Origin of the sequence: Tardiphaga sp. 839_C3_N1_4 (assembly GCF_051811045.1) — a bacterium.
GTDB lineage: Bacteria > Pseudomonadota > Alphaproteobacteria > Rhizobiales > Xanthobacteraceae > Tardiphaga.
In genome coordinates, this window is the sequence record NZ_JBPWQD010000001.1 from 1,850,285 (window position 1) to 1,877,094 (window position 26,810).

The 26,810-nt window shown below is 62.6% G+C and carries 22 protein-coding genes; 17 read left to right on the plus strand and 5 right to left on the minus strand.

What is annotated here, in order from left to right:
- Positions 1–56 precede the first annotated feature (56 nt).
- The gene (locus AB8A38_RS09060; RefSeq protein WP_439085753.1) at positions 57–3,182 is read right to left on the minus strand and encodes an autotransporter outer membrane beta-barrel domain-containing protein; all 3,126 of its coding nucleotides are present in this window, start codon (positions 3,180–3,182) and stop codon (positions 57–59) included.
- A 283-nt stretch (positions 3,183–3,465) separates the two neighbouring features.
- Here AB8A38_RS09060 and AB8A38_RS09065 point away from each other — a divergent pair, with 283 nt between their 5' ends.
- Positions 3,466–3,732 carry a hypothetical protein gene (locus tag AB8A38_RS09065; protein WP_139212653.1) on the plus strand — a complete coding sequence of 89 codons (267 nt, stop codon included), beginning with the start codon at positions 3,466–3,468 and terminating at the stop codon, positions 3,730–3,732.
- Positions 3,733–3,765: 33 nt separating this feature from the next.
- Here AB8A38_RS09065 and purU read toward each other — a convergent pair whose 3' ends face one another.
- Complete coding sequence (gene purU, locus AB8A38_RS09070) at positions 3,766–4,626, minus strand: formyltetrahydrofolate deformylase (RefSeq protein ID WP_439068159.1); 861 nt, start codon at positions 4,624–4,626, stop codon at positions 3,766–3,768.
- 159 nt (positions 4,627–4,785) lie between these two features.
- Here purU and AB8A38_RS09075 point away from each other — a divergent pair, with 159 nt between their 5' ends.
- The 7 genes from AB8A38_RS09075 to AB8A38_RS09105 all read left to right on the plus strand — a co-directional run bounded on the left by AB8A38_RS09075 (position 4,786) and on the right by AB8A38_RS09105 (position 13,374).
- On the plus strand, positions 4,786–5,622 hold the full coding sequence (locus tag AB8A38_RS09075) for a uroporphyrinogen-III synthase (RefSeq protein WP_439085754.1): 837 nt from the start codon (positions 4,786–4,788) through the stop codon (positions 5,620–5,622).
- A gap of 61 nt (positions 5,623–5,683) precedes the next feature.
- On the plus strand, positions 5,684–8,128 hold the full coding sequence (locus tag AB8A38_RS09080) for a CoA transferase (RefSeq protein WP_439085755.1): 2,445 nt from the start codon (positions 5,684–5,686) through the stop codon (positions 8,126–8,128).
- Between the two features lie 128 nt (positions 8,129–8,256).
- Positions 8,257–9,489: a branched-chain amino acid ABC transporter substrate-binding protein gene (locus AB8A38_RS09085; protein WP_439085756.1), complete on the plus strand. Its 1,233-nt coding sequence runs from the start codon at positions 8,257–8,259 to the stop codon at positions 9,487–9,489.
- Positions 9,490–9,675: 186 nt separating this feature from the next.
- Positions 9,676–10,623, plus strand: a complete 948-nt coding sequence (locus AB8A38_RS09090) for a branched-chain amino acid ABC transporter permease (protein WP_068738207.1) — start codon at positions 9,676–9,678, stop codon at positions 10,621–10,623.
- Entirely contained in the window at positions 10,620–11,933 is a 1,314-nt protein-coding gene (locus AB8A38_RS09095; RefSeq protein WP_439085757.1) for a branched-chain amino acid ABC transporter permease, read from the plus strand. Before AB8A38_RS09090 ends, AB8A38_RS09095 begins: the two co-directional genes overlap by 4 nt.
- Positions 11,930–12,679 (plus strand): ABC transporter ATP-binding protein, encoded by a 750-nt coding sequence (locus AB8A38_RS09100; RefSeq protein ID WP_231077459.1) that lies wholly within the window; start codon positions 11,930–11,932, stop codon positions 12,677–12,679. Before AB8A38_RS09095 ends, AB8A38_RS09100 begins: the two co-directional genes overlap by 4 nt.
- Complete coding sequence (locus AB8A38_RS09105; RefSeq protein ID WP_093760119.1) at positions 12,679–13,374, plus strand: ABC transporter ATP-binding protein; 696 nt, start codon at positions 12,679–12,681, stop codon at positions 13,372–13,374. Before AB8A38_RS09100 ends, AB8A38_RS09105 begins: the two co-directional genes overlap by 1 nt.
- A 197-nt stretch (positions 13,375–13,571) precedes the next feature.
- Here AB8A38_RS09105 and AB8A38_RS09110 read toward each other — a convergent pair whose 3' ends face one another.
- On the minus strand, positions 13,572–14,246 hold the full coding sequence (locus tag AB8A38_RS09110; protein WP_315841451.1) for a Crp/Fnr family transcriptional regulator: 675 nt from the start codon (positions 14,244–14,246) through the stop codon (positions 13,572–13,574).
- Between the two features lie 227 nt (positions 14,247–14,473).
- Between AB8A38_RS09110 and AB8A38_RS09115 the strand changes: the two genes are divergently transcribed.
- The 6 genes from AB8A38_RS09115 (at position 14,474) to AB8A38_RS09140 (ending at position 21,595) form a co-directional block, all read left to right on the plus strand.
- On the plus strand, positions 14,474–15,295 hold the full coding sequence (locus AB8A38_RS09115; RefSeq protein ID WP_315841450.1) for an ABC transporter ATP-binding protein: 822 nt from the start codon (positions 14,474–14,476) through the stop codon (positions 15,293–15,295).
- On the plus strand, positions 15,292–17,223 hold the full coding sequence (locus AB8A38_RS09120; RefSeq protein WP_439085758.1) for a long-chain fatty acid--CoA ligase: 1,932 nt from the start codon (positions 15,292–15,294) through the stop codon (positions 17,221–17,223). The genes AB8A38_RS09115 and AB8A38_RS09120 overlap by 4 nt, the downstream gene beginning before the upstream one ends.
- Positions 17,224–17,233: 10 nt before the next feature.
- Positions 17,234–18,127 carry a branched-chain amino acid ABC transporter permease gene (locus tag AB8A38_RS09125; protein ID WP_092148213.1) on the plus strand — a complete coding sequence of 298 codons (894 nt, stop codon included), beginning with the start codon at positions 17,234–17,236 and terminating at the stop codon, positions 18,125–18,127.
- Between the two features lie 5 nt (positions 18,128–18,132).
- Entirely contained in the window at positions 18,133–19,206 is a 1,074-nt protein-coding gene (locus AB8A38_RS09130) for a branched-chain amino acid ABC transporter permease (RefSeq protein WP_439085759.1), read from the plus strand.
- 55 nt (positions 19,207–19,261) lie between these two features.
- A complete protein-coding gene (locus AB8A38_RS09135) occupies positions 19,262–20,542 on the plus strand; it encodes an ABC transporter substrate-binding protein (protein ID WP_315841446.1) in 1,281 nt (426 codons plus the stop codon).
- A gap of 213 nt (positions 20,543–20,755) precedes the next feature.
- Positions 20,756–21,595, plus strand: a complete 840-nt coding sequence (locus tag AB8A38_RS09140) for an ABC transporter ATP-binding protein (RefSeq protein WP_315841445.1) — start codon at positions 20,756–20,758, stop codon at positions 21,593–21,595.
- Here the strand turns inward: AB8A38_RS09140 and AB8A38_RS09145 are convergent.
- Complete coding sequence (locus tag AB8A38_RS09145; RefSeq protein WP_439085760.1) at positions 21,592–22,218, minus strand: VTT domain-containing protein; 627 nt, start codon at positions 22,216–22,218, stop codon at positions 21,592–21,594. The genes AB8A38_RS09140 and AB8A38_RS09145 overlap by 4 nt on opposite strands.
- Positions 22,219–22,291: 73 nt before the next feature.
- On the opposite strand from AB8A38_RS09145, the gene AB8A38_RS09150 reads away from it, so the two are divergent.
- On the plus strand, positions 22,292–23,521 hold the full coding sequence (locus AB8A38_RS09150; protein WP_315841442.1) for a phenylacetate--CoA ligase family protein: 1,230 nt from the start codon (positions 22,292–22,294) through the stop codon (positions 23,519–23,521).
- A gap of 91 nt (positions 23,522–23,612) precedes the next feature.
- Positions 23,613–24,065, plus strand: coding sequence for a GtrA family protein (locus AB8A38_RS09155; RefSeq protein WP_315841441.1), 453 nt, complete (start codon positions 23,613–23,615; stop codon positions 24,063–24,065).
- Positions 24,066–24,078: 13 nt separating this feature from the next.
- Here the strand turns inward: AB8A38_RS09155 and AB8A38_RS09160 are convergent, their stop codons facing one another.
- Positions 24,079–25,218, minus strand: coding sequence for an AGE family epimerase/isomerase (locus tag AB8A38_RS09160; protein WP_410001787.1), 1,140 nt, complete (start codon positions 25,216–25,218; stop codon positions 24,079–24,081).
- Positions 25,219–25,448: 230 nt separating this feature from the next.
- On the opposite strand from AB8A38_RS09160, the gene AB8A38_RS09165 reads away from it, so the two are divergent.
- Positions 25,449–26,648, plus strand: a complete 1,200-nt coding sequence (locus AB8A38_RS09165; RefSeq protein WP_439085761.1) for a glycosyltransferase family 4 protein — start codon at positions 25,449–25,451, stop codon at positions 26,646–26,648.
- Positions 26,649–26,810: the final 162 nt, after the last annotated feature.

Consider the following 26,810-nt stretch of genomic DNA (forward strand, 5'->3'; position numbering starts at 1 on the left):
TATTTTCAGATTTCTGCCGAACGAATGCGCGCAGCGCACCGCGCCCTCGGCACCTGCTACCACGTATAACGCGCAACACCCTTGCCGGCATAGCTGCGCGTCACCTCCGAGAACTCGCCCTCGAACGTCGCCGCGAGCGACAGGCCGTTGCTCCATGCCAGTTCGGCCGAGGCCGTGGTCAGCGCCGCATCGCGTGCCGGCGCTGCGCCTGACACCGTGAACGATGCGCCGGGCAGCGACTGGAACGTGGCCGCCACGCTGCGATCGCTGTTGAAATCATGCGCCCATGCCGCGCGGCCACGCAGCGTCAGGATCGCATCGTTGACGGCGAAGGACTTGTCGGTGCGCAGGCCGAGTTCGCTGCGGGTCGATGTCACTGTCTTGCCGGCGTAGTTCAGCGCAAAGGTGCTGGCGCCGCCATTGACGGTTTCCGTATAGGACGGCAGGTCGAATGCGATCACCTGCGCAGCTGCGTAAGGCGTCACGCCGACGCCGCCGAGCCATGAACTCACAGTGCGGTTGCCGCCTTCGATACGCGCCGAATAGGAATTCGCACTGAATTGCGCATGCAGGCGATCAATGCCGGCGACGGTCACGATGCGATCGGTGGTGATGTCCTGCCAGCCATAGGCGGCCGCGGCGGTGATATAGGCGGACGACACGCTGTGGCGCACGAAGGCGCCGGCCTGGAACAGGTCCGAATGGCCGCTGCCGCCATTGGCCACCGAGAAATTGGTGCCGCCGCCCGCAAGCGAGAAGCCGGCGATGGTGGTCGGCGACAACAGCACATCGGCGCCGACAGCGGTGCCGCCGATGCTGCTGCGCGCGGTGTTCGATCCCGTCGCCGCATTGCCGTCGGTGGTCTGCGATCCGCCGAAACCCGACGCCCAGACGCTCCAGCGCGTCTCGAAGGACGGCGCGCGCGGCGGCGCCTTGGTCAACATCGCGAAGGCATCACGCGGCTTGCGCGCATCCGCGTAGCCCATCGCGCCCGGCGTATCAAAGCCCCTGCCCGCCGTGAACGGATCGGTCATCATGCCCATGAACTGCGTCATGGCGTTGAATGTCGTCTGCTGCGATCCCGTCGCGGTTTCCCCCGAGGTCTGCGTCAGCGCGTTGCGCAGTGCATCGCCGGTGAGCGCAAACAGCGCGTTGAACTGGCTCGGCATCGTGCCGCCGCCCGTCAGCGCATTGTCGATGGCAGTTGCGACGGCCTTCTGATTGCGGCCGGCACTGTCCGGCAGGTTCGGGCTGAGCAGGCCGGGATCGACGGTCAGCAACACGTCGTTGCCCACATAGCTCAGCCGCGCATTGCGCGCGAAGCTGTTGACCACGGTTGTCGTGTCGAAACTGCCGCTGATCGTGCCGGCAGTCAGGATCGTATAGGTCGTCGTCGCGGCGATGCGCGCAAGCGGATCGACCGCAACCTTGCCGGCAAGCGTCGCGGTGCCGGTCACGATGGTCTTGTCGGATGATGCTCCGGAGATCTGCACCAGATAGGTCGATGCCGCCGTCATCGTCAGGCTGCCGCTGACGGTGAGCGTGCCGATCGAGTTGCCGGGCGCCAGCGTGCCGCCATTGATCAGCGTGTCACCGACAAAACCGTTGCCGCCGAGCGTGCCGCCTGGATTCACCGTGGTCAGCGACGACGACGCGATCGAACCGTTGACGCTGAGCGTGCCGGCGTCGACCGTCGTCGTGCCGGTATAGGCGTTGATCCCGCTCAGCACGGTGTCGCCCGCACCGGTCTTCACCAGTTTGCCCTGGTCGGCGCCGCTGTCGGAAATGACTCCGTCGAAGCTGTAGAAGTTCGAGCGATTGAAGATCAGCGTGCCGCCGTTGGTGACATCGCCGACAATCGAACCGGTGGTGCCGCCATTGCCGATCTGCAGCGTCGAACAGAAGCAGATCGCGGTGCCGCCGGTATAGGTGTTGGCGCCGGTCAGTGTCGTGACGCCGGTGCCGTCGATCCACAGCGACATCTTCGCCGCCGCGCCATCCTTGATCACGCCGGCAAAGGTCGTGCTGCTGTTGTTGAGGCCGACGACCAGAACCGCATCGGCGGCGTTGGCATTGGTCACGCTGCCGGCGCCGGCCAGCGAGCCGATGAACTGGAACGGGCTGTCGAGGGCCAGCGTGGCGCCGGCCGCGATCGTATAGGCGCTGTCCGGGCTGAGCGAGCCGCTCGCGAGCAGCGTGCCGGCAAGAATATTGGTGGCGCCGGAATAAATGCTGTTGCCGGTGAGCGACAGTGTGCCGGCGCCGGTCTTGTTCAATGCGCCAGGCGTCCCGCCGCTGTCCGCGATATTGCCGGACAGTTCGAGAGTTCCGGTATCGACCTGCTGGGTGCCGCCGCCAGTGCCCAAAGCAATGCTGCGCGCCGATGAAAAGCCGGCAGTCGTCTGCAGCGTGCCGCCGGTGAAGGTCAGCGCCCCCGCTGCGCCGCCGAGATTGGCATCCTGCGCGACGCTAATCGTGCCGCCGGCAAAGGTCGTGCCGCCGGTGTAGGTGTTGATCCCGGACAGGATCATCGTGCCGGTGCCGGTCTTCACCAGCGAGCCGCCGGTGCCGCCGTCGGCGATGACGCCGGTGACGTTGGTGGAGAAGTTGTTGCCACCGACCGTCAACTCGTTTTGGCCCAGTCTGAAAGTGCCGCCGCCGTTGATCGAGCCGGCGCTGAGCTTGTTGTCGCCAAGGGGGCCCGTCGATCCGCCGAAATCCGTGGTGCCCACCGCGCCATTGGTGATTGCCGCGTTGCCGGCCGTGCTGGTGTTGATGAATTGCAGTTGGAAGTTGTTGGCGATGGTGGCACTGCCGGCCGTGCTGGAGTTGGCGAAAGTCATTACGCTGTTGTTGGTGATGTCGACCGAGCCGCCGTTGACGACGATGCCGGCACCGACGAAAAAGAGACTGCTGCCGACGGTGAAGCTGTAAGACGAAGCACCGGCATTGAAGGTCCAGCCGCCGAGGGTCGTAGAGGCCGAAAATGACAGCGCGGCGACGCCGGACGTGCCGAAGAACGCGGTGCCGGTCGGCACCACGGCCGGGCCCCAGTTCGCTGCCGTGTTGAAGTCGCCCGAGCCAGGCACGCTCAGCCAGGTTGCGTCCTGCGCCGCCACCGGCAGCGTCGTCAGGACCAGCGCCGTTGCGGTGACAAGGTGGGCGAGCCAGCAGCGCGCCACTCGTTGATTCAAAACCCGCATCGCTACCCGCCACCCGTTGCAATTTAACGCAGAGAGCGCGGTGAGTTCATGCACTCGAATCCAATATGGCATGATGCTACCGCGTCGTCGCCTCATTATTTCTCACCGCAAGCGACTGGAGGAGCTGGTCGGCTTTTGCTGGCGCACTGAGGCCGCCCGGCCACGCTCGGTAATATTTGACCATTGATTTGCCTTCAATTCTCGGCAAAACCCGTCGCAGATCTGCTATATTCCGCAGACCACCTCAAACCACGTTGCCATCATGCCAGTAGCCCGCCGCGTCCCCGCTTTTGTCTGTCTTGTACTGCTGTCCTGCAGCCTTGGCGGTTGTGGCTCGATCAGTTCATTCATGGCCGGCGGCATGGCCGACCTGATCCCGGCATGGGCTGGCGGCCTGCCAGCGGACGCGCCGCCGCGTCCGGGCTCTCCCGAATACGAAGCCTATGCGAAGCGGCACGAGCAGCAGCAATCCGGCGCCATGACGGGGCCGGACCCCGCCACATCGCCCTCTGCAGAGGCTGTTCGCTGATCGCGCTATCGTCCGACGCCGCGACGGCGTCGCTCAGTTCATGAAAACGACGGTCTTCTTGCCGTTGAGGATCACGCGATCCTCGAGGTGATACCGCACGGCGCGCGCCAGCACGCGGCGCTCGATGTCGCGGCCCTTGGCCACGAGTTCTTCCGGCGTGTCGCGATGGCTGATGCGCTCGACATCCTGATCGATGATCGGACCTTCATCGAGATCGCTGGTCACGTAATGCGCCGTGGCGCCGATCAGCTTGACGCCGCGCGCGTGGGCCTGGTGATAGGGCCGCGCGCCCTTGAAGCCCGGCAGGAACGAGTGATGGATGTTGATGCACTTGCCGGACAGTTTCGCCGACATCTCGTCCGACAGGATCTGCATGTAACGCGCCAGCACCACGAGCTCGGTTTCGGTCGTGCCGACCAGATCCCAGATCGCCTGCTCCTGCTCGCGCTTGGTCTCCTTGGTGATCGGCATGTGGTGGAACGGGATGTCGCCGAAATCGAGATCCTTGAAGGCGTCGCGCGGATGGTTCGAGACGATCGCGGTCGGGATCATGTCGAGATCGCCGGTGCGCCAGCGATACAGGATATCGACGAGGCAGTGATCGGACTTCGACACCAGCAGCATGACCCGGCGACGGGTCGCTCGGTCCCGCATCTGCCAGTCCATCTTGAAGCGCTCTGCAATGGCCCCGAAGCCGGTCTTCAGCGCCGCCAGCTCGACGTTCACATCCGCGGCGTTGAATACCACGCGCATGAAGAAGTGGCCGGTCTCGACATCGTTGAATTGCTGGGCATCGAGAATGTTCTGGCCATTTTGGGCTAGGAAGGTCGATACCGCGGAAACGATGCCAGGGCGGTCTGGGCAGGACAGGGTCAGGACGAATTGATGGGACATGGCTTATAAGAACCTGGGGCGAGCTGATCTGCTTCAAGTGAAGCGGAAATTGGAGCCCTGCTCTATCATCCGCGACGGCCTTGCGCCAATCCAATTGCGCGCTGCAATATGGACGTCATTGCCAGCGAATTAACGTGCGAAAACAGGCAGAAAACAGAGATGGCTGACAAGCTCAACGGTTACCGCATCCTGATCCTGGAGACCCGCGAGGAAGCGCAGTTCTCCCGCCTGCTGACCGAACAGGGCGCCAATGTGCTGCAATGTCCGATGTTCACCATCGAGGACGCGCCGGATCCTGCCCCGGTCGAGGCCTGGATCGGCCGGTTCATCGCTAACCCGTTCGACGACCTCGTTTTAATGACCGGCGAAGGGCTTCGCCGGATGATGAAAATCGTGCGTCAACGCGGCATCGAAAAAGAGTTCGTCGCCGCGGTCGGCAAATCACGCAAATTCGCACGCGGACCGAAACCCGGTCGCGCCTTGCGCGAAATCGGACTCGAGGCTGACGTCACGACCGAGAAGCCGACCTCCGAAGGCGTCGCCGAGATGCTGTCGCGGCTCGATCTCAAAGGCCATCGCCTCGGCCTGCAGCTCTATCCCGAGAAGGATCACAGCGTTCTGATATCAGCGATCACCGCGTGCGGCGCCGAGGTCGATACGGTGCTGCCTTACGTCTACGACTCCAAGGCTGCTGAAACGAATATTCTCTCGGCCATCGACGAAATGGAAGCGGGCCGCGTCGATGCCATCGCGCTGACGAGTTCGGGTCAGGTGCGTCGCCTCGTCGATGCTGCGAAGGCGCATGCCCGCGAGGATCAATTGCGCAGTGCACTTGCGAAAACACCGATCGCATCGGTCGGTCCCGTCGTGTCGGACGAGTTGAAATCGTACGGCCTCGAAGCCGACATCTATCCGGCCAATGATGCGTTCTTCATGAAGCCACTGATCTCGGCAATGTCGATCGCGCTCGACAAGGCTGCAGCGCGCGCCGAATGACTTGACGCCCGCACACATCTCGACATGATGCCCCGACACATAAAAAAATGATCGGGCGGAAATGCCAAACTTGCCATTATCGGATTTGCGTGTCGCGGAAATCGGATCCGGCGACACGCTGGATTACTGCGGCAAACTGTTTTCCGATTTCGGCGCCGAGGTCATCAAGATCGAACCATCGGGCGGCGATCCTGCGCGGCAATATCCGCCACTCGTCGATGCCGGCGACGGCCGCCGCGAGAGCGGATATTTCGCCTGGCTGAATACCAACAAGCGCAGCGTCATCGCCGATCTCGACAAGCCCGATGATGTGGCGCGTGTTCGCGCATTGCTTGCGACATGCGACCTGCTGCTCGATGCACGCGCGCCTTCGGAGATTCCGAACTCACTCCTGACGCATGATGATCTGCGCAAGGAACAACCCGGCCTCGCGATCACCGCGATCTCGTGGTTTGGCGAACACGGGCTCTACAGCACCTATCAGGCAACGGACTCCGTCTGTCGCAGTCTCGCGGGCAGCGTGAAACTGGTCGGGGCGCAGGAAGGCCCGCCGGTGCTGCCGCGCGACGGCCAGATCGCCGTCATGGCCGGCCTCACCGCTTTCATTCCGACGCTGGCCGGCATGTATGATCGCAACACCGGCGCGCGGCGCTTTGCCGTCAGCGCACATGAGGCGATGCTGCAGATCAGCGAGTTCGATACAGGACTCGCGCTGGAAGTCGGCTTCACGCGGCCACGCATGGCCATCAACCGGTTCGGCCGCGGCTATCCCGTCGGCAATTTCCCGACCAAGGACGGCTGGCTCGGCATCACCGTCGTGACGCCGGCGCAATGGGCTGCGTTCTGCGTGATGCTCGGCCTTCCCGAACTGGAGACAGAGCCGCAATTCAACGACGGTCTCGCGCGCACCAATAATTCGAAGGCGCTGTTCGATATCTTCCAACCCATCCTGATGCACAAGAGCGCAAACGAATGGTTCGAGATGGGCATCGAACTCCGTCTTCCGCTCGCGGTCGTGCCCGACATGGAGACGCTGCTGAAGCAGCAATACTACCGCGATCGCGGCGCCTTCGCGAAAGTCGAGATTGGAACGGCATCCTTCGATGCGCCGGTGCTGCCGCAGACGCTAACCGGCTCGCGCCCCAAACCGAATGGCCGCGCGCCATTTGCCGGCGATGACACGATCGACGCCCTCCCTACGCATCAGCGCGTGGCGACACGGCAGGCAACGCCGGACGATCCGCAGCCGTTGAAAGGTCTGCGCATCATCGATCTCACCATGGGCTGGGCCGGTCCATCGGCAACACGGCAGATGGGCGATCTCGGCGCCGACGTGATCAAGGTCGAGTCCTGCCAGTATCCGGACTGGTTTCGCGGCACCGATCCGCGCGGGCCGTATTTTCCGGAACGCACCTACGAGAAGATCTACTGGTTTCAGCAGATGAACCGCAACAAACGCGGCATCACACTGGATCTCACCAATCCGCGCGGCAAGGAGCTGCTGAAACAACTGCTCGCCGGCGCCGATGCGGTGATCGACAACTATGCCGCCGACGTGCTGCCGCGCATGGGTCTCGATGCGGCGGCGATGCACAAGATCAATCCGCGTCTCGTCGTCGTGACCATGCCGGCCTTCGGCATGACCGGTCCATGGAGCGGCGTGCGGGCCTATGGCTCGACGCTTGAACAGGCCTCAGGCCTTCCCTCTGTCACCGGCCGCGAAGGCGATCCGCCGACGATGCTGCATGCCGCGCTCGGTGATCCCTTCGGTGGCGTCAGTGCTGCGGCAGCCCTGATGCTCGGCTTCATGCATCAGAAGAATACCGGCCTCGGCCAGCACATCGATCTCAGTGCGACAGAAGCCCTGCTACCTCTTGTCGCGCCCTCTGTCATCGAGCAATCCGCCACCGGAAAATCCGGCCCTCGCATCGGCAACCGGCATCCGCGCTTCGTGCCGAATGGTTGCTTTCCCTGTCTCGGCGAAGATCAGTGGATCACCATTGCCGTGCGCAGTGACGACGAATGGCGAGCGCTATGCAAGGTCATGCATCGCACTGACCTGGCCGATGACACCGCACTTGCCACTGCGGAAGGACGCCGCGCCGAAGAGGACCGTATCGAGGTCGCGGTCCGGCACTGGACGACGACCGTGCGGCCTGACCTCGCGATGGTGACACTGCAGGACGCCGGTGTGCCTGCCGGTACCGCGCGGCTGCCGCTAGACTTGGCCGGCGATCCGCACCTGCTCGCAGTCGGACATTGGCAGCCCGTTACCAAGGTATTTATGGGCCCGCATCTGCTGCCCTCCGTTGCCTATCGCGAAGGCAGTGCGAAACTGCCCTACCCGATTGAGCGCCTGGCGCCGACGCTCGGCCAGCACAATGAGGAAGTCCTGCGCGACGTCCTGGGCCTCAGCGCCACCGAAATCGACGAATTGCGCGCCGCGGAAATCATTGGCGACACAGCGATATCCAAGAAAGCGAAGGCTGCGCCTACGACCAAGTGAGGCTGCAAGTGAGGCTTGCAGCTTCTACCGCCTTGGCTCACACTCTCGACCTAAGGCCAGCGACGGATGGATCAAAAGATTCGGCGTCGCGACAACGGCCAGCACAAATGCTTCCAGGGAGAAACACCATGCGCAAACTAGCCCTCATTGCGTCCATTGCGCTGCCGATGCTCGGTGGCACGGCGATGGCGCAGGAGACCGTGAAGATCGGTTATATCGATCCACTCTCCGGCGGCGGCGCCAGCGTCGGCGAAGTCGGCCTCAAGACCTTCCAGTTTCTCGCCGATGAGCTGAACGCCAAGGGCGGCATTCTCGGCAAGAAGGTCGAGATTGTCCCACTCGACAACAAGACCAATCCGCAAGAGAGCCTGATCCAGGCGCAGAAGGCGATCGATGGCGGCATTCGCTACATCACCCAGGGCAACGGCTCGTCGGTCGCCGGTGCGCTGTCGGATTTCGTCACCAAGTTCAACGACCGCAATCCCGGCAAGGAAGTCCTGTACTTCAACTATGCCGCCGTCGATCCGGTGCTGACCAACGAGAAATGCAGCTTCTGGCATTTCCGCTGGGATGCCAATTCAGACATCAAGATGGAAGCGCTCACCAACTACATCAAGACCGTGCCTGCGGTGAAAAACGTCTATCTGATCAATCAGGACTACTCGTTCGGTCAGTCGGTGCGCAGCCAGGCGCGCGCCATGCTCGGCGCCAAGCGGCCCGACGTGAAGATCGTCGGCGACGAACTGCATCCGCTGCTCAAGATCACCGACTTCGCGCCCTATATTGCGAAGATCAAGGCCTCCGGCGCCGACAGCGTCATCACCGGCAACTGGGGTCAGGATTTTGCCCTCTTGCTGAAGGCTGCGGCTGACGCGGGCCTCAAGGTGAGCTGGTTCACCTATTACGCCGGCGGCACCGGTGGCCCGACCGCTATCAAGCAGGCCGGCCTGAACCATCAGGTGTTCCAGATCGCCGAAGGCATCCCGAATCTCGGCCATGCCTCGGCCGACGTGTTCGAAAAGGCACTGCGCGCCAAGTATGACTTCAGCCTGTTCTATCCGCGCGCTGTGAACGAGATGCGCATGTTCGCCGCGGCCGCCGAAAAGGCCAAGTCGCTCGAGCCGGTGAAGGTGGCCGCAGCCCTCGAAGGCATGGAGTTCGAGGTGTTCGACGGCGGCAAGGGCAACATGCGCAAGGACGACCATCAGTTCTTCCAGCCAATGTACATCGCCTCGTTCGGCGAACGCACCGACAAGGAGCCGTTCGACGAGGAAAAGACCGGCTGGGGCTGGAAGTTGGCCGCCAAGATCGACACGCCGCAGACGGTGCTGCCGACCACCTGCAAGATGGAACGGCCGTAAGCGCGCAAGCGGACGCGATGCGGATGGCCAGGGCGCCAACCACAAACGCCGTCATGCCCGGGCTTGTCCCGGGCATCCACGCCTTAAAGTCACGACCGCAGGAAGACGTGGATGGCCGGGACGGGCCCGGCCATGACGGCGTTTTTTCTATTCTCATTCGCGGCCAGTTAGACACCGAGGTCCTTCGTGCTTGAACTGATCGTCATCTCCACGCTCAACGGCGTTCTGTACGGCATGCTGCTGTTCCTGATGGCCTCGGGCCTGACGGTGATCTTCAGCATGCTCGGCGTGCTGAACTTCGCCCATGCCAGTTTCTATATGCTCGGCGCATTCTTCGGCTTCCAGATCAGCCGCTGGTTCGGCTTCTGGCCGGCGCTGATCCTTGCACCGCTGCTGGCCGGCGCGCTCGGCGCCGCAGTCGAACGCTATGGCCTGCGTCACGTCCACAAGAACGGCCACGTCGCCGAGCTGCTGTTCACCTTCGGGCTTGCTTTCGCCATCGAGGAGATCGTGCAGATCATTTGGGGCAAGAGCCCGGTCGATTTCCGCGTACCGCCGCTGCTCGACTTCCCGGCCTTCACGCTGTTCTCCACCAACTATCCGGCCTTCAAGATCTTCATGCTGGTCGTCTCAATCGTGATCTTCATCGGATTGCTGGTGGTGCTGAAGCGCACGCGCATCGGCCTGATCGTACAGGCGGCGTTGACTCATCCGCATATGGTCGGCCATCTCGGGCACAATGTCGGTCGCATCTTCATGCTGGTGTTCGGCGTCGGCACCGCGCTCGCCGCCGTCGCCGGCGTGATCGCAGGCCCGGCGCTGGTCACGCAATCCAACATGGCCGGGCTGCTCGGGCCGATCCTGTTCGTCGTCGTGGTCGTCGGCGGCCTCGGCTCGCTGCCTGGTGCCTTCATCGCATCATTGCTGATCGGCCTCGTGCAGACTTTTGCTGTGTCGATGAACGGCTCGCTGGCCGGCGCCTTCGGCCCGCTCAGCCCAGACTATGCCGCCACCTGGCTGTCCGACATCTGGAACGTCACCGTCGCCCAGATCGCACCGATCATGCCCTATCTGCTGCTGGTGCTGATCCTGATCTTCCGCCCGATGGGCCTGCTGGGAACACGTGACACATGAGCGACGCCACCGCCAAAATTCCGGCAACTATCGCGCCGCCCCGCCCCGCCGCCTCCGACCGGCTGAAATTCTACGGCATCTGGATCGCTGCCGCGTTGGCGCTGCTGGTGCTGCCGAAACTGTTTTCGTCGGGCGGATCGCTGACCACCTTCAGCCTGATCGGCATTTCGATCATCTTCTCGCTGTCCTACAATATCCTGCTCGGCCAGACCGGCATGCTGTCGTTCGGCCATGCGGTCTATTACGGCCTCGGCGGTTTTCTGGCGATCCACGCCATCAACATCATCGCCAGGAACAAGTTCGCGATCCCGCTGCCGCTGGTGCCTTTGGTCGGCGGCGCGGCTGGCCTCATCTTCGCCATGCTGCTCGGCTGGGTGTCGACGCGGCGCTCCGGTACGGCCTTTGCGATGATCTCGCTCGGCGTCGCAGAACTCGTGGCGTCGTCGGCGCTGATCCTGCGCACCTTCTTCGGCGGTGAAGCCGGCGTCTCCGCCAATCGCACCAAAGTCCTGCGCCTGTTCGACTGGAGCTTCGGCCCGCAGATCCAGATCTACTATCTCGTCGCGGCCTGGACGCTGATTGCCGTCATCGCGATGTATGCCCTCACCCGCACGCCGCTGGGGCGCATGTGCAACGCCGTGCGGGACAATCCCGAACGCGTGCAGTTCGTCGGCTACGATCCGCACATCATCCGCTATATCGCCTTCTGCTTCTCCGGCCTGTTCGCCGGCATAGCGGGGGCGCTAGCCGCGATCAATTTCGAGATCGCCAATTCGGCCTATCTCGGCGCCGTGCAATCGGGCACCGTGTTGTTCGCCACCTATATCGGCGGCGTCGGCTTCTTTATCGGCCCGATCGTCGGCGCGATCTTCGTCACGCTGCTGTCGCTCGGCCTCTCCGATCTCACGCAGGTCTGGCAGCTCTATTTCGGCCTGATCTTCATCGCCGTGGTGATGTTCGCGCCCGGCGGCATCACCGGACTGCTGATGATGCACCGACCGCTGCTGAAAGGCGGCACGCTCAGCCGCGTGCTGCCAAGCTATCTCGTCGCCTTCGTACCGACGCTGGCGATGATCACCGGCCTCATGCTTGGGATCGAGACGATCGTGCATTTCACCGTCAATCCCGGCGAGGATTCCCACATCAAGGCGTTCGGCATCCCGTTCGACGCGGCGAACCCGGCGATCTGGGCCGTTGCGGCTGTATTGCTAATCGGCGGCTTCCTGATTGCGCGCAAGACATGGGAGCGCGTCGCCAGCAGTTGGGACGACGCCCTCACCGCCGCGCGCGAGAAGGGAGTGGCCGCATGAGCACCGCCATCGAACTGCGCGGCGTCGAAAAGACCTTCGGCATTACGTCCGTGATCCGCAACGTCAACCTGACGGTCGCGCAAGGCGAACGCCACGCGCTGATCGGCCCCAACGGCGCCGGCAAGTCGACGCTGTTCAATCTGATATCAGGCTATATGAAGCCATCAGTCGGCAGCATCCTGCTGCGCGATCAGGTGATCTCCGGCCTGCCACCGTTTCAGATCAACCGCCGCGGGCTGTCGCGCAGCTTCCAGGTCACCAACGTCTTCGCCAAGATGAGCGTGTGGGAGAACCTGCGCTGCGCCGTGCTGTGGGCCACCGGCCACCGCTACGCATTCTGGAAGAATGTCGACAACCTGCCCGAGGTGCGCGACCGCACCGCGCAGATCCTGCAGGATATCAACCTCGTATCGCGCCGCGACGTCCCCGCGGGTCTCTTGACCTATGCCGAACAGCGCGCGCTCGAAATCGGCATCACCATTGCGGGCGGCGCCGATGTCATCCTGCTGGATGAGCCTACCGCCGGCATGAGTCACGCCGAGACCGAGCGTGCCGTGGCACTGATCCGACGGCTGACCGAGGGGCGCACGCTGCTGATCGTCGAGCACGACATGAGCGTAGTGTTCGGCCTCGCCGACCGCATCTCGGTTCTGGTCTACGGCCAGATCATCGCCTCGGGCACGCCGGAGGAAATCCGCGGCAATCCCAAGGTCAAGGAAGCCTATCTCGGCGAGGAAGTGGCGTGATGCTCCAAGTTCAGGACCTGCACGCCTATTACGGCAAGAGCCACATTCTGCAGGGCGTCGACCTACATATCGATGCCGGCGAAGTAGTCTCGCTGCTCGGCCGCAACGGCGTCGGGCGTTCGACCACCGTGAAGGCCATCATGGGCGAAGTGCCGCCACACGGCACAATCACCTTCAAGGGCACCAATATCGCCGGCCTGCCGAGCTTCAGGATCGCACATCTCGGCCTCGGTTATGTGCCGGAGCATCGCGACATCTTCCCGGGCCTCACGGTGCGGCAGAACCTGATGCTGGGCATCAAGGACCCGCGTCATCCCGGCAAGTGGAAGCTCGATGACATGCTCGGCATGTTCCCTAACCTTGCCGCCCGCGCGGACACCGCCGCCGGCGTGCTGTCCGGCGGCGAGAAGCAGATGCTGACGATCTGCCGGACGCTGATGGGCGATCCTGAACTCGTGATGATCGACGAGCCCACCGAGGGCCTTGCGCCGATCATCGTCCAGCAGGTCGGCGATCTCATCGCCGAGATCGCGCGCCGCGGCGTGGCGATCCTGCTGGTCGAGCAGAAGCTCTCGATCGCGCTGCGCATCTCGCACCGGGTCTATGTGATGGGCCACGGCCGTATCGTGTTCGAAGGCACCCCCGCCGAACTCAAGGCCAATGACGCCGTGCGCAGGGAATGGCTGGAGGTCTGAGCGCTCTTCCTTACCTCTCCCCGCTTGCGGGGAGAGGTCGATGTCCGCGTGCGAAGCATGCGGGCGTCGGGTGAGGGGGAATCTCCACATGCTTCGAGCCCGCTGAGAGTCCCCCTCACCCGACCGCGCTTCGCGCGGCCACCCTCTCCCCGCAAGCGGGGAGAGGAAACGCGCCACCGCTGCGTCCTAGCAACGGCCTAATCGCCGTAGCTGCCCAGTCTTTCAAGATCGACCACTGTCACGCCGCCATATTCGAGCCGCAGCAGACCCTCCTTCTCCAGCGTCTGCAGACACTGGTTGGCCTTCTGCCGCGAAATGCCGGTGATGGCGCCAAGCTCTTCCTGGGTGATGTCCAGATGCCTGGTCGCGTCGCGATAGAGGATCGGGTTGAACAGCGAGGCAATGCAGCGCGCGAGACGCCCGGTGGCATCGAGCCTGCGGCCATATTCCGTCAGTGCGATGAACTGACCGAGCCGTTCGTTCAACAGCGAGACCAGGAAGCGGTTGAAGCCGACACTGTTCTCGAACAGCCACATAAATGCCGGGCGCTCCATGAATGCCAGCTTGGAGTCGCGTAGCGGCACAATGTCGTATCGTCGCGGCTCGTTCTTCAGCACGCTGCCCTCGCCGAACCATGCGCCGGCCGTGAGGCCGGTGATGCTGACCTCCTTGCCACTGCGCGAGATCGTGCCGATCTTCGCCAGGCCGCTAACAACGCCGGTCCAGTATTCGAACTGGTCGCCGCGCATGCAGACGAATTCATTCGCCTTGAACGACTTCTCGACGATGCCCGCGCGCGCGACCTCGATCTCCTTCTCGTTCAGGTCCCGCGCCCAGGCCGCGATGCGCTTGAGATGATCTGCAGCAATCATAGGGTCCGCTTCACTTCGAATGTTGCAGCGCAAAAGAACGCTCGCGCGACAAATTGGCAGGCAGATTGTCCGCCGCGAGACATTTCAGGATACCGATTTGACGTAGGGAAGACCACCGCGAAAGGTCATTAGTAGAATGGCTTAGCGTAACCGGGCGATATAGGCTCGGGACCATCCGAGGAACGTGGATAAAGAGCGCGACAAGCGCCGTATCTGGGAGGATTTGAGTGGCGGTTGCTCTGGACGTGCGCGGGGTGTCACTGCGCTTTGGTGGCGTTCGCGCGCTCACCGATGTGAGCTTCGCTGTCAATGACGGCGAGCTGTTCTCGATCATCGGGCCGAACGGCGCCGGCAAGACCTCCATCGTCAACTGCATCTCTGGCCGCTATCGCCCAACCGAAGGCCAGCTGTTCTATCACGGCAAGGATATCACAAGCCTCAACCCGAATGCCCGTCCGGGTCTCGGCATCGGCCGCACCTTTCAGAACCTCGCGCTGTTTCATCATATGAGCGTGCTCGACAACATCATGGTCGGGCGCCATCACCTCCTGAAGAACAACTTCCTCACCGGCTCGCTGTACTGGCTGACCGGCGCGCGCAAGGAAGAGCTTGAGCATCGCCGCAAGGTCGAGGAGATCATTGACTTCCTCGATTTGCAGAGCGTGCGCAAGGCGACCGCCGGCACGCTGCCCTATGGTCTGCGCAAACGCGTCGAACTCGCCCGCGCGATGGCGCTGGAGCCGAATCTCATCCTCCTCGACGAGCCGATGGCCGGCATGAACTTCGAGGAGAAGGAGGACATGGCGCGTTATATCGTCGATCTCAACGAAGAATACGGGATGACGGTGATGATGATCGAACACGACATGGGCGTCGTGATGGACATCTCCCATCGCGTGATGGTGCTGGATTTTGGCCGCAAGATCGCCGAGGGCGATCCGGCTGCCGTGCTCGCCGACCCGCACGTCAAGCGCGCCTATCTCGGAGAAGAAGACGAAGCCCTCGTCGATCCCGACGACACGCCTGTCGCTGCGGAGAGCGCCGCATGATGGACTATGCCGGACGCGTCAAACAGGCAGATACCTATCCGAAGCTGCTGCGCCTCAATGCCAAAGAACATGGCAGCGAGATCGCGCTGCGCGAGAAGGATTTCGGCCTGTGGCGGGAGTTCACCTGGAACGATTACCATGCCCGGGTGAAGGATTTCACGCTCGGCATGGTCGAGCTCGGCATCGCCCGTGGTGATGTCATCGGCATTATCGGCGACAACCGGCCGGACTGGGTCGCTGCCGAGATCGCCGCGCATGCCGTCGGTGGCATGAGCCTCGGTCTCTATCGCGACGTGCTCGATGAGGAAGCCGCCTATCTCCTGAACTATGGCGAAGCGAAGATCGTATTCGCCGAGGATGAAGAACAAGTCGACAAGCTGCTCACCCTCGCCGACCGCGTCCCCGCCTTGAAGCACATCGTCTACAGCGACCCGCGCGGGATGCGGAAATATGACGACCCGCGCCTGTTGGAGGCCGACAGGCTCGCCCAGATGGGCCGCGACCGCGCCACACGCGAACCCAGGCTCTACGATCAACTGGTCGATGCGACGCAGGGCGAGGACGTCGCGATCCTCTGTACCACGTCGGGCACCACGTCGAATCCCAAGCTGGCGATGCTCGCGGCAGGCCGCGTGCTCGGCCACTGCGCAGTGTATCTGTCGTTCGATCCGAAGGGACCGGATGACGAATATGTTTCGGTGCTGCCGCTGCCCTGGATCATGGAACAGGTCTATGCGCTCGGCAAAGGCCTCCTGAGCCGGATGAAGGTCAACTTCGTCGAGCAGGCCGATACCATGATGAACGACTTCCGCGAGATCGCACCGACCTTCGTGCTGTTCGCGCCGCGGGTCTGGGAAGGCATCGCGGCCGATGTGCGTGCCCGGGTGATGGATTCGTCGCCATTGAAGCAGAGCCTGTATGAGATCGGCATGAAGTCGGGCCTTTCCGCACTCGCGCAAGGCAAGCGCTCGGCCGTTGCCGATACGCTGCTGTTCCGTGCCCTGCGTGATCGTCTCGGCTTCACACGGCTGCGCTCGGCCGCCACCGGCGGCGCGGCACTGGGCCCCGATACATTCAAATTCTTCCGCGCCATGGGTGTGCCGCTGCGCACGCTCTATGGCCAGACCGAAACACTCGGCGCCTTCACCCTGCATCCGCCGGACGCCGTCGATCCCGACACCACCGGCATTGCCATGGGCAGCGGCATCGAAATCGAAGTCCGCGATCCCGATGTGCAGGGCGTTGGCGAGATCGTGGTGAGGCACCCCAATATGTTCCTCGGCTATTACAAATCGCCCGAGGCCTCCGCCGCCGACCTGCGCGACGGCTGGATGCATTCCGGCGACGCCGGCTACTTCAACGGCAACAAGCAACTCGTCGTCATCGACCGCATCAAGGATCTGGCGCAGACCGCGCGCGGTGAACGCTTCTCGCCGCAATATATCGAGAACAAGTTGAAATTCTCGCCCTATATCGCCGAGACGGTGGTGCTCGGCGACAACCGCGATGCGCTCGCGGCGATGATCTGCATCCGCTTCTCGATCATCTCGAAATGGGCCGAGAAGAACCGCATCTCGTTTACGACCTATACGGACCTGTCGTCGCGCCCGGAGGTCTATGAGATGATCCGCAAGGAAGTCGAGACGGTCAATGCCACGCTGCCGCCCGCGCAGCGCATCGCCAAATTCCTGCTGCTCTACAAGGAGCTCGACGCCGACGACGGCGAGTTGACCCGCACCCGCAAAGTCCGCCGCAGCGTCATCAACGAGAAATACGCCGATATCATCGACGGCATCTATGGCGGCGCGCGGGATATCCCCGTCGACACAACGATCCGCTTCCAGGACGGCACGTCGCAACGCATCCGGACGCGATTGGTCGTGGTGGACATGGCGCGGGATGGCGCGCGCATGGAGGCGGCGGAATGAGACCGACAGCATGAACACGCAGTTCCTCCTCCAGCTTCTCGTCAACGGCCTCGTGGTGGGCACGCTGTATGGCGTGGTCGCGATGTCGTTCGTGCTGATCTACAAAGCCACCCAGGTCGTCAATTTCGCACAAGGCGAATTACTGCTGATCGGCGCCTGGGTGTGCTGGACACTGCTGACCAAATATCAGGTACCGTTCTGGCTCGGCATGCCGATGACACTGGTGTTCATGTTCGCCTTCGGCATCCTCGTGCAGGTCGTGATCCTGCGGCCGCTGATCGGCGAGCCGATCATCTCGGTGATCATGGTGACCATCGCGCTGTCCGCCGTGTTCCAGGCGGCGCTGAAGTGGATCTATGGCGTCAACCCGCAGCCGTTCCCGCGCGTCTTCACCAGCCAGTCGGTGACGATAGGTAGCCTACAGATCCAGACCGTCTATGTGATGAGCCTGGTTGTCTCCGTCGCGATGATGATCGGCATGGCGTGGTTCTTCAAAGTGTCGAAGTGGGGCCTCGCGATGCGCGCCACCGCGTTCAATCAGCAGGTGGCGCAATCGCTGGGCATTTCCGTCAAAACCGTATTCGCGATGGCCTGGGCAATCTCGGCCATGGTCTCCGCGGTCGCCGGCGTCGTCGTCGCCGTCGTCAACGGCGTGTCATCCGGCCTGTCGATCTACGGCATCAAGGTGTTTCCGGCGGTCATCCTCGGCGGCCTCGACTCCATTGGCGGCGCGGTGGTCGGCGGCATCATCATCGGGCTTCTGGAGAACTTCGCGCAGTTCATCGACAGCGAATATCTGCACTGGGGCAATCTCTATGAAGTGGCGCCGTTCTACGTCCTCATCATCATTCTCATGATCAAGCCTTACGGCCTGTTCGGCACCAAAGACATCGAGCGGGTGTAACCATCATGGCCAGTCCCTCCCTCATCCCGGCCGGCGACTTCCGCACCAGCTATGCGGTCGACACCACAATCTTTCCGACCACCACCAGCCGCAACGCGGCGATCCTCGGCGTGGTGCTGATCAGCTTCGCGCCGCAACTGCTCAGCGAATACTGGCTCAGCCAGCTGATCACGATCGGCATCTACGGCATCGCGGCGCTGGGGCTCAACATCCTGGTCGGCTTTACCGGCCAGATCTCCATCGGCCACGCCGCCTTCTTCCTGTTCGGCGCTTTCACCTCGGCCTATATCTCCAACTACTATCCAATCCCGGTGTTTTTCTCGATTCCCATCGCCGGCGCGGTAACGGCCATCGTGGGACTCATTTTCGGCCTGCCGGCAGCTCGGCTGAAAGGGCTTTACCTCGTTATCGCCACGCTGGCCGCGCAATACATTCTGCTCGACTTCTTCTCCCGCGCCGACTGGTTCAGCGGCGGCTCGGTGCCGGCGACGGCCAAAGCGTTCTCGATCTTCGACTATACGCTGCGCGGCGACCGGCAGTATTTCTATGTGGTGCTGGCCTATGTGGTGGCGAGCTATCTGCTGGTTACCAACCTGATGCGCTCGCGCGACGGCCGCGCGCTGGTGGCTGTGCGTGATCACTATCTCTCGGCCGAAATCATGGGCATCAATCTCACCAAATATCGCACGCTGTCCTTCGGTCTCGCGGCGTTCTTCGCCGGCATCGCCGGCGCGCTGTACGCGCATAACCAGCTCGTGGTCTCCAACGAGGGTTTCGGCATCGAGCGCTCGATCCTGTTCCTGGCAATGGTCATCATCGGCGGTACCGGCTCGATCATGGGAACGCTGATGGGCACAGCCTTCGTGGTGCTGGTGCCGGAAGCGATGGAATGGATCAGCATGGAGCTGAAGGGCGGCGTCATCGACAAGGCGCTGGCGCTCAACAACAACCTGACCTTCCTGCGCGAGATCGCCATCGGCGTCATCATCATCGCCTTCCTGGTTTTCGAACCCGATGGGCTCGCGCATCGCTGGCGACAGATCAAGACCTACTGGAAACTCTACCCGTTCTCGCATTGAGAACGGGACAGACTGGACGACACGACAAATTATAAAAACCAACGGGAGAATGCTCATGACGATGAAATCATTTCTAACGTCCGCATCCATTGCCCTGCTGATCGCGGGCGCCTCCGCCGCTGCGCAGGCGCAGATCGCCGTCGGCCACCTCGCCGATTATTCCGGCGGCACCTCCGACGTCGGCACGCCCTATGGCCAGGGCGTGGTCGACACCTATGCCTGGATCAACAAGAACGGCGGCATAGGCGGCAAGCAAGTCAATCTCGATAGCAATGACTATGGCTATCAGGTGCCGCGCGCGATCGCGCTGTACAAGAAGTGGTCCGGCGCCGACAAGGTCGCGGCGATCATGGGCTGGGGCACGGCAGATACCGAAGCACTCACCGGCTTCCTCGCGCAGGACAAGATCCCGGATATCTCGGGCTCCTACTCGGCGGCACTGACCGACCCGACCGGTGCCGGCGGCAAGGCCAAGCCCGCGCCCTATAATTTCTTCTATGGCCCGTCCTATTCGGATGCACTGCGTGCTGAGCTGACCTGGGCAGCGGAAGACTGGAAGTCCAAGGGCAAGTCGGGCAAGCCGAAATATGTCCATATGGGCGCCAACCATCCCTACCCCAACGCGCCGAAGGCCGCGGGTGAAGCGCTAGCCGCCGAACTCGGCTTTGAAGTGCTACCGCCGCTGGTCTTCGCACTCACGCCCGGCGACTACTCTGCACAGTGCCTCAGCCTGAAGAGCGCCGGCGCCAACTACGCTTATCTCGGCAACACCGCGGCTTCGAACATCTCGGTGATGAAAGCCTGCAAAGCAGCCGGCGTCGACGTGCAGTTCATGAGCAATGTATGGGGCATGGACGAGAACGCCGCAAAGGCTGCAGGCGACGCTGCCGACGGGGTGATCTTCCCGCTGCGCACGGCAGTGAGCTGGGGCGGCAACGCGCCGGGCATGAAGACGGTGCAGGAGATTTCCAAGATCTCCGACCCGTCGGGCAAGATCTATCGCCCGGTGCACTACATCGCTGCCGTCTGCACCTCGCTTTACATGAAGGAAGCGCTCGACTGGGCCGCGAAGAACGGCGGCGCCACCGGCGAGAACGTCGCCAAGGGCTTCTACCAGAAGAAGGACTGGGTGCCGGCCGGCATGGAAGGCGTCTGCAATCCCTCGACCTGGACCGACAAGGATCACCGCCCGACCACCAAGGTCGATCTGTATCGCTCGAAGGTTTCCGGCGCGACCGATGGTGATCTGAACGACCTGATGGCCAAGGGCACGATCAAGCTCGAGAAAGTGAAGACCGTTGAGCTGCCGCGCAAGCCGGAATGGCATGGCTGGTAGTCCTCCCTTCTCCCCGCCCGGCGAAGCGGAGCTTCGCTAGGCGGGGAGAAGGTGGCGCGGACGTAGTCCGCGTCGGATGAGGGGGAGCCTCCGCGGGCTCGGAGCAAGTGGAGAGTCCCCCTCACCCGCCCCGGCTTCGCTGCGCTACGCCGGGTCGACCTCTCCCCGCAGGCGGGGAGAGGTTAGCACCAGCCGATCTCAGGAGCGTCATTGATGCAGACAGCTATCGACACCAGCGCGCAAGTTTCAACAGCGCTCACCCCCGCCCCCCTGCTCGACATCCGCAACATCGAGGTCGTCTATGACGACGTGATCCTCGTGCTGCGCGGCTTGAGTATGGAGGTGCCGAAGGGCGCGATCGTCGCGCTGCTCGGTGCCAACGGTGCCGGCAAGTCGACCACATTGAAGGCGATCTCCGGTCTGTTGAAAACCGAAGACGGCGAAGTCACGCGCGGCGAGATCCTGTTCGATGGCGCGCGCATCGACGGCATCGATCCCGACAAGATCGTCCGCCGCGGCATCTTCCAGGTGATGGAAGGCCGCCGCATCGTGTCCGACATGACCTCGCTGGAAAACCTCCGCCTCGGCGCCTTCACCCGGCGCGACAACGAGGTCGCCTCCGATATCGACATGGTGTTCGATTATTTCCCGCGCCTGAAGGAGCGCACCGGCCTCGCCGGCTATCTCTCCGGCGGCGAGCAGCAGATGCTGGCGATCGGGCGAGCGCTGATGGCGCGGCCGAAGATGATCCTGATGGACGAACCCTCCATGGGCCTGTCGCCACTGCTTGTGAAAGAGGTGTTCGCCATCATCAAGAAGATCAACCGTGATCTCGGCGTCACCATTTTGCTGGTGGAGCAAAATGCCCGCGCGGCGCTATCGGTCGCGAGCCACGGCTACATCATGGAACAGGGCAAGGTGGTGCTCGACGGCACCGCTGACGAACTCCGCGATAATGAGGACGTGAAGGAGTTTTATCTCGGCGGCGCCGGCGACCAGCGCAAGAGTTTCAAGAACCTGAAGAGCTTCAAGCGACGCAAGCGATGGCTTTAGTTGCTCACGGTCCCGCAGGTCGCGATGCCGGTCTTGCGCGCAAGGATCGCACGAATGCGGCGCGACACCAGCAACAGGATGACGAGCACAATGACCAGGGGCATGGCAATCAGCACACGGTTGAGCGGCACTGGACCATCATCGAGCAACAACGCCCGTCCGGACGCACCGAGATACACGTAAAACACGATCTGCGGCAGCGTGAACAGGAAAGTGACCAGGGCGAACGGGAGCAGTCCGATATTTGTCAAACCGAACAGATAATTTTGCACCGAATTGGGCAATGGTCCGCCGAACCGCATCAGTGCGACGATCCGCCAGCCCTCGTCATCGACGGCCTGGGCAACGAGGCGCCAGGCCGCATGTTTCTCGGTCTGCCGCTCCACCCAGCCGCGCAGAACGGAGCGCGCCAGCATGAAGGCCAGAGCGGATGCAGCCGCGGCGACTGGAAGAATGACGACGAGAGAGCGCAAACCGAATGCAGCACCGGCGCCGAGCACGACGAATGTTCGCGGGACCGGCAAAAACGAAGAGGCAACCACCAATGCGGCGAGCACAACGGCAGCAGGAAGATCAAGTTGGCCGAAGCTTTCGAGCCATTGGACGATACGTTCTGACGACATGATTTCCCACTAGCACGGCGCCACAGGCTACCGGAATAACCGCGACGACACCAAACCACCAGGACACACCCAGATGCGCCACTTCGACACACTCGAAAATTGCGATCCGTCGCAGCGCCAGGCCAATCTGTTTTCGCGCCTACCGGATGTGCTGCGCCACGCGATGCAGGCGCCCGCCTATGCGGAGCATCTCAAGGGCATCGATCCCGCTGCGATCGTCAGCCGCGCCGCGCTGGCGCAATTGCCGGTGCTGCGCAAATCCGACCTGCCGGCCCTGCACAAGGCCAGCCCACCGTTCGGCGGCTTCGTGTCAGGCGCGACCGGCTCGTTCGGCCGGTTGTTCACCTCGCCGGGGCCCATTTTCGAGCCGGAGTCGAAACAGGCCGATCCCTGGCGCGGCGCGCGGGCGCTCTATGCCGCGGGTTTCCGCGCGGGCGACGTGGTGCTGAATACTTTCAGCTATCACCTGACCCCCGGCGGCTTCATCTTCGACGGCGCCGCGCGGGCGCTGGGCTGCGCCGTTATCCCCGCCGGTCCCGGCAATGTCGAGCAGCAGCTGGAATTGATCGAGGCCTATCGTCCATCAGCCTATAGCGGCACGCCGGATTTCCTGAAGATCCTGCTCGATGCCGGGAAAGCCGCCCAGCGCGACATGTCATCCATCAAGCGCGCCATGGTGTCCGGCGCGGCCTTCCCACCCTCGCTGCAGGCCGAGATCGCATCGCGCGGTGTCGAGGCCTATCAGGCCTTCGCCACGGCCGACCTGGGCTTCATCGCCTATGAGAGCACCGCCCGCGATGGCCTGATCGTCAATGAGGACCTGATCCTGGAAATCGTGACCCCCGGGACCGGCGCGCCTGTGGCCGAGGGCGATGTCGGCGAGATCGTGGTGACGTCGCTGGATCCACACCACCCGTGGATCCGGCTGGCGCTGGGCGACCTGACGGCCGCCCTGCCCGGCCCCAGCGCCTGCGGCCGGAGCAATATGCGCATCCGGGGCTGGATGGGCCGCGCCGACCAGGCCACCAAGGTCAAGGGCATGTTCGTGCGACCCGAACAGGTCGCCGAAATCGGCAAGCGGCACCCGGAACTCGGCCGGCTACGGCTGGTCGTGTCCCGAGACGGCGAGAATGACGCCATGGTGCTGAAAGCCGAAGTGGCGGCCCAGGACAAGCCCGGCCTGCAGGAAGCCGTTACAGCCACGCTCAGGGCCGTCAGCAAGCTCGGTGGGGCCGTGGAGCTGGTGGCGCCGGCCTCGCTGCCTAATGACGGCAAGATCATTGCGGACGAGCGCGGGAACTGACCGGGCGGGACTGCCGCGGCGCATCATAAAAAGCCGGACTTCCCCGGGCGATCCTGCTATGCAGCCGCCCAGATCGAGGATGCCTGCTGCCGTGAGACTGATTTTACCACAAATTGTCGAGACCTGGCTGTCGCGCCCCACGGTGTCGAAGATCATCAGCTTCGGCGTGATTGGCCTCGGCAACACCCTCATCGATCTCGCCATCTTCACCCTCGCCTATCAGGTGCTGAAGCTGCCGCTGGTGCCCGCCAATGTCATAGCGTGGCTGGTGGCCGTATCGTGCTCCTACGTGATGAACACCATGATCACGTTCCGCGCCGAATCCGGCCGCGTGCTGCGACGAAAGGATTATCTCAGCTTCGTCGCCTCGGGTGTATTAGGCGTGATCGCAACCACCACCACGCTGGTGGCGCTGTCGCACTTCATGCCGGTCTATGCCGCCAAGCTTCTGGCCATTTTGGTCAGCTTCATCGTGAACTTCACGATGTCGCATTTCGTGGTGTTCCGGACCAAGCCGACGGATCCGAACGAAGCCATCCGCTAGATCGCACAGGCAGTCAGGCGCCGAGCACCCGTTCGGCTTCGGCAACCGCGCATAGAATATGATAGAAGGATGACGCCGGGATCGCATCCACCAGCGAGCGTCCCTCACCGTCGAACTGATCGTACCAGCCGCCTTTGACGGGATGCTGCAGATAATATTTGTCGAGCCGCATCAGCGCCGCCCGTGCCTCGTCGGCTGCGCCCTCGACGCCTGATTCCGCCTGCGCGACGAAGGCCTTGATGATCTCGGTCTGCGGCCAGCAGCGCCGTGTTGCCTTGACGATATTGCCCTGGGCGTCGCCTTCGTCCACCAGACAGCCGGTGGCGTCACGATAGCGCAGCGCGGATTCGAGCAACGCGGCACGCTGCTTGCCGGTCGGGCAGCCGGTGATGCGCTCGAAGCCCTTGAGCAGCCAGACCCATTCGGCCTGATGGCCTGGCTCGACGCTGACCGGCTCGATCCGCGACCAGTCCTGTTCGAAATATTCGCCGAGCACACCCTTCTTTGCATCGAACAGATTCGACGAGAACAGACCGAACAGATCGCCGGCCCGCGCCTGGAATGCCTGATCATGGGTCGCGTCAAAGGCGGTGATGAAGGCCTCCAGCAGATGCATCTGCGGATTCTGCCGACGCGGCATCGAAGCCGGCACGCCCTCGAGATAACCGCCATCTGGCGAGCGCAGTTGCGTATCGATGAACTGCATCAATTCGTCGATCTCGGCGCGCACCTCTGCATCGCGATCCAGCTGATAAACCGTCGCCAGTGCCAGCAGGACGAAAGCGTGGTCATAGGTGTCACGCAGCGGGTTCAGCACCGAACCATCGGGCGCGAGAATATGCACGAAGCCCGGCTTGCCATCCGGCGCCTTCGCCTTGGCCAGCATGTAATCGAGACCCTTGCGGGCAATCTCGGCCCCCTGCGGATACCATCCGAGCTGCGCCGCCTTGGCGAAACAGTAGATCTGGCGAGCCTGAACGCGGACACGGCGAGGGGCGGATGTGTCGGGCGTGCCATCGGCAGCAAGACGTTCGATGAAGCCACCGGCTTGTGCATCCCAACCTTCCAACGACCAGAGCGGCAGTGCATCAGCGACCATCCGGGATTTGAGTACGCCGACAATATTGCCTGTGTTGGCGTTCGGATTCGTCATGCCTGCATGCTCGCTCATTTCAACCCTTGCGATTGTAAACTGCCATCGAAGGTACTCCTATCACCTTCATGAGGCTTTTGCTTGGCGGATGTTCCCATACTTGCCCGAACGAACCAAACCGTTGTAGCTGTCCAAGGCGGGGCGCACAGTATTTGCGTCCATCAGCAACCACCCGAATCCCGTTCTCTCTCTCTTCATGAGCTTGCGCGCTCAAAGGACATCTCACCAACGTGGCATTAGAGCGGACGATCAAAGTCGGAATTGAAATGAGGGTCATGGCCGGTCCGATGACCGGGATCGGCAATTATTCGTTTCATTTGATTCAAGCGTTGTTGAAAGATGAGCCGCGCCTGCACTTTTCGGGATTCGGCCTCACGTCATGGCTATCGCTCGACGCCGGTGAACTGGACCGCCTCAGCGCTTCGAAAGAAGCCGCGCGCGCAAGCAAGCCTGCCGCCAAAGGCATCGGCCGGTTGCGAAATCTTGCCGTCGAGAAACTTCGTCAATCGAAGCTGGCGCCGGCAATCTATCGCGCGCAATTCGTGCGAACCGTGAAGCGACAGTCGTTCGATCTCTTCCACGCCTTCAATTTTCTTCCATTCGCAGATCCAGGCGTCGTCACTCTTCCCGTCGTCTACGATCTCTCCTTCGTTCGCTATCCGCATACGCATCCACGGGAGCGCTTGCGGCGGCTTGAACGGCTGCCTCAGTTTCTCGAGGATGCACCACTCGTGCAGACGATCTCGGAATTCAGCAGGGACGAAATCACCAGCGTCTTCGGCTGTCCGAAGGACAAGATCATCGTCGCCCCCCCCGCCGCTAGCGATATCTTTCGACCGCTCGGTCCTGAGATCGTGCAGTCGCAGCTCGCGCAAATGGGAATCACCGGGGATTATTTCCTTGCCGTCGGCACACTTGAACCGCGCAAGAATTTGCGCACTCTGATCCAGGCTTTCGGCCGGCTTTCAAAGACGGAGCGCGCGGCGGCGCCCCTGCTGATCGTCGGTGGCGGTGGATGGGGCGCGCTGGAGCTTCCGCCAGAAACCGAGGCACTTCGATCAGAGGGAAGTCTCCGATTTCTGGGGACGGTGTCCAACGCCGAGCTCAGGACCCTGTACGAAGGCGCACTCGCACTGATGTTTCCATCGATCTATGAGGGCTTCGGCATGCCCGTGGTGGAAGCCATGGCCTGCGGAACCAGGGTTGTGCACAGCTCGGGAACGTCCATGGACGAGATTTCCGACGGATTGGCCATCAAGGTGGGAGCGCTCGACATCGACGCGTGGACTGCCGCATTCCGCGCCCTGACCGATTCGTCCGAAGCAACTTTGGATGGTTCCACGGCGTTGCGCGCGCGCGCAGCTCACTTTGACTGGCATCGCAGTGCCGCCCGGATCAAAGACGCCTATACGACACTCGTGAACACCTAGCGTATCGCCACGATCCGCGATTGGCCGCCCCGACGATCCATGCACAGGGCTAAACCATATGGACTCGGTAACAGAGATCATTATAACGGCCCGCGTGTCAGGGTCGTGCGGGCACCCCTTTGCCTTGATCCGGAAGCAGATTTCGCCGTAGCTCCATTACAT

Excerpts from the sequence above, each read along its gene's own strand:
- AB8A38_RS09065 (WP_139212653.1), top strand. The coding sequence starts at position 3,466 with ATGCCAGTAGCCCGCCGCGTCCCCGCTTTTGTCTGTCTTGTACTGCTG.
- purU (WP_439068159.1), bottom strand. The coding sequence starts at position 4,626 with ATGTCCCATCAATTCGTCCTGACCCTGTCCTGCCCAGACCGCCCTGGC.
- AB8A38_RS09075 (WP_439085754.1), top strand. The coding sequence starts at position 4,786 with ATGGCTGACAAGCTCAACGGTTACCGCATCCTGATCCTGGAGACCCGC.
- AB8A38_RS09080 (WP_439085755.1), top strand. The coding sequence starts at position 5,684 with ATGCCAAACTTGCCATTATCGGATTTGCGTGTCGCGGAAATCGGATCC.
- AB8A38_RS09085 (WP_439085756.1), top strand. The coding sequence starts at position 8,257 with ATGCGCAAACTAGCCCTCATTGCGTCCATTGCGCTGCCGATGCTCGGT.
- AB8A38_RS09095 (WP_439085757.1), top strand. The coding sequence starts at position 10,620 with ATGAGCGACGCCACCGCCAAAATTCCGGCAACTATCGCGCCGCCCCGC.
- AB8A38_RS09100 (WP_231077459.1), top strand. The coding sequence starts at position 11,930 with ATGAGCACCGCCATCGAACTGCGCGGCGTCGAAAAGACCTTCGGCATT.
- AB8A38_RS09105 (WP_093760119.1), top strand. The coding sequence starts at position 12,679 with ATGCTCCAAGTTCAGGACCTGCACGCCTATTACGGCAAGAGCCACATT.
- AB8A38_RS09110 (WP_315841451.1), bottom strand. The coding sequence starts at position 14,246 with ATGATTGCTGCAGATCATCTCAAGCGCATCGCGGCCTGGGCGCGGGAC.
- AB8A38_RS09120 (WP_439085758.1), top strand. The coding sequence starts at position 15,292 with ATGATGGACTATGCCGGACGCGTCAAACAGGCAGATACCTATCCGAAG.
- AB8A38_RS09125 (WP_092148213.1), top strand. The coding sequence starts at position 17,234 with ATGAACACGCAGTTCCTCCTCCAGCTTCTCGTCAACGGCCTCGTGGTG.
- AB8A38_RS09130 (WP_439085759.1), top strand. The coding sequence starts at position 18,133 with ATGGCCAGTCCCTCCCTCATCCCGGCCGGCGACTTCCGCACCAGCTAT.
- AB8A38_RS09135 (WP_315841446.1), top strand. The coding sequence starts at position 19,262 with ATGACGATGAAATCATTTCTAACGTCCGCATCCATTGCCCTGCTGATC.
- AB8A38_RS09140 (WP_315841445.1), top strand. The coding sequence starts at position 20,756 with ATGCAGACAGCTATCGACACCAGCGCGCAAGTTTCAACAGCGCTCACC.
- AB8A38_RS09145 (WP_439085760.1), bottom strand. The coding sequence starts at position 22,218 with ATGTCGTCAGAACGTATCGTCCAATGGCTCGAAAGCTTCGGCCAACTT.
- AB8A38_RS09150 (WP_315841442.1), top strand. The coding sequence starts at position 22,292 with ATGCGCCACTTCGACACACTCGAAAATTGCGATCCGTCGCAGCGCCAG.
- AB8A38_RS09160 (WP_410001787.1), bottom strand. The coding sequence starts at position 25,218 with ATGACGAATCCGAACGCCAACACAGGCAATATTGTCGGCGTACTCAAA.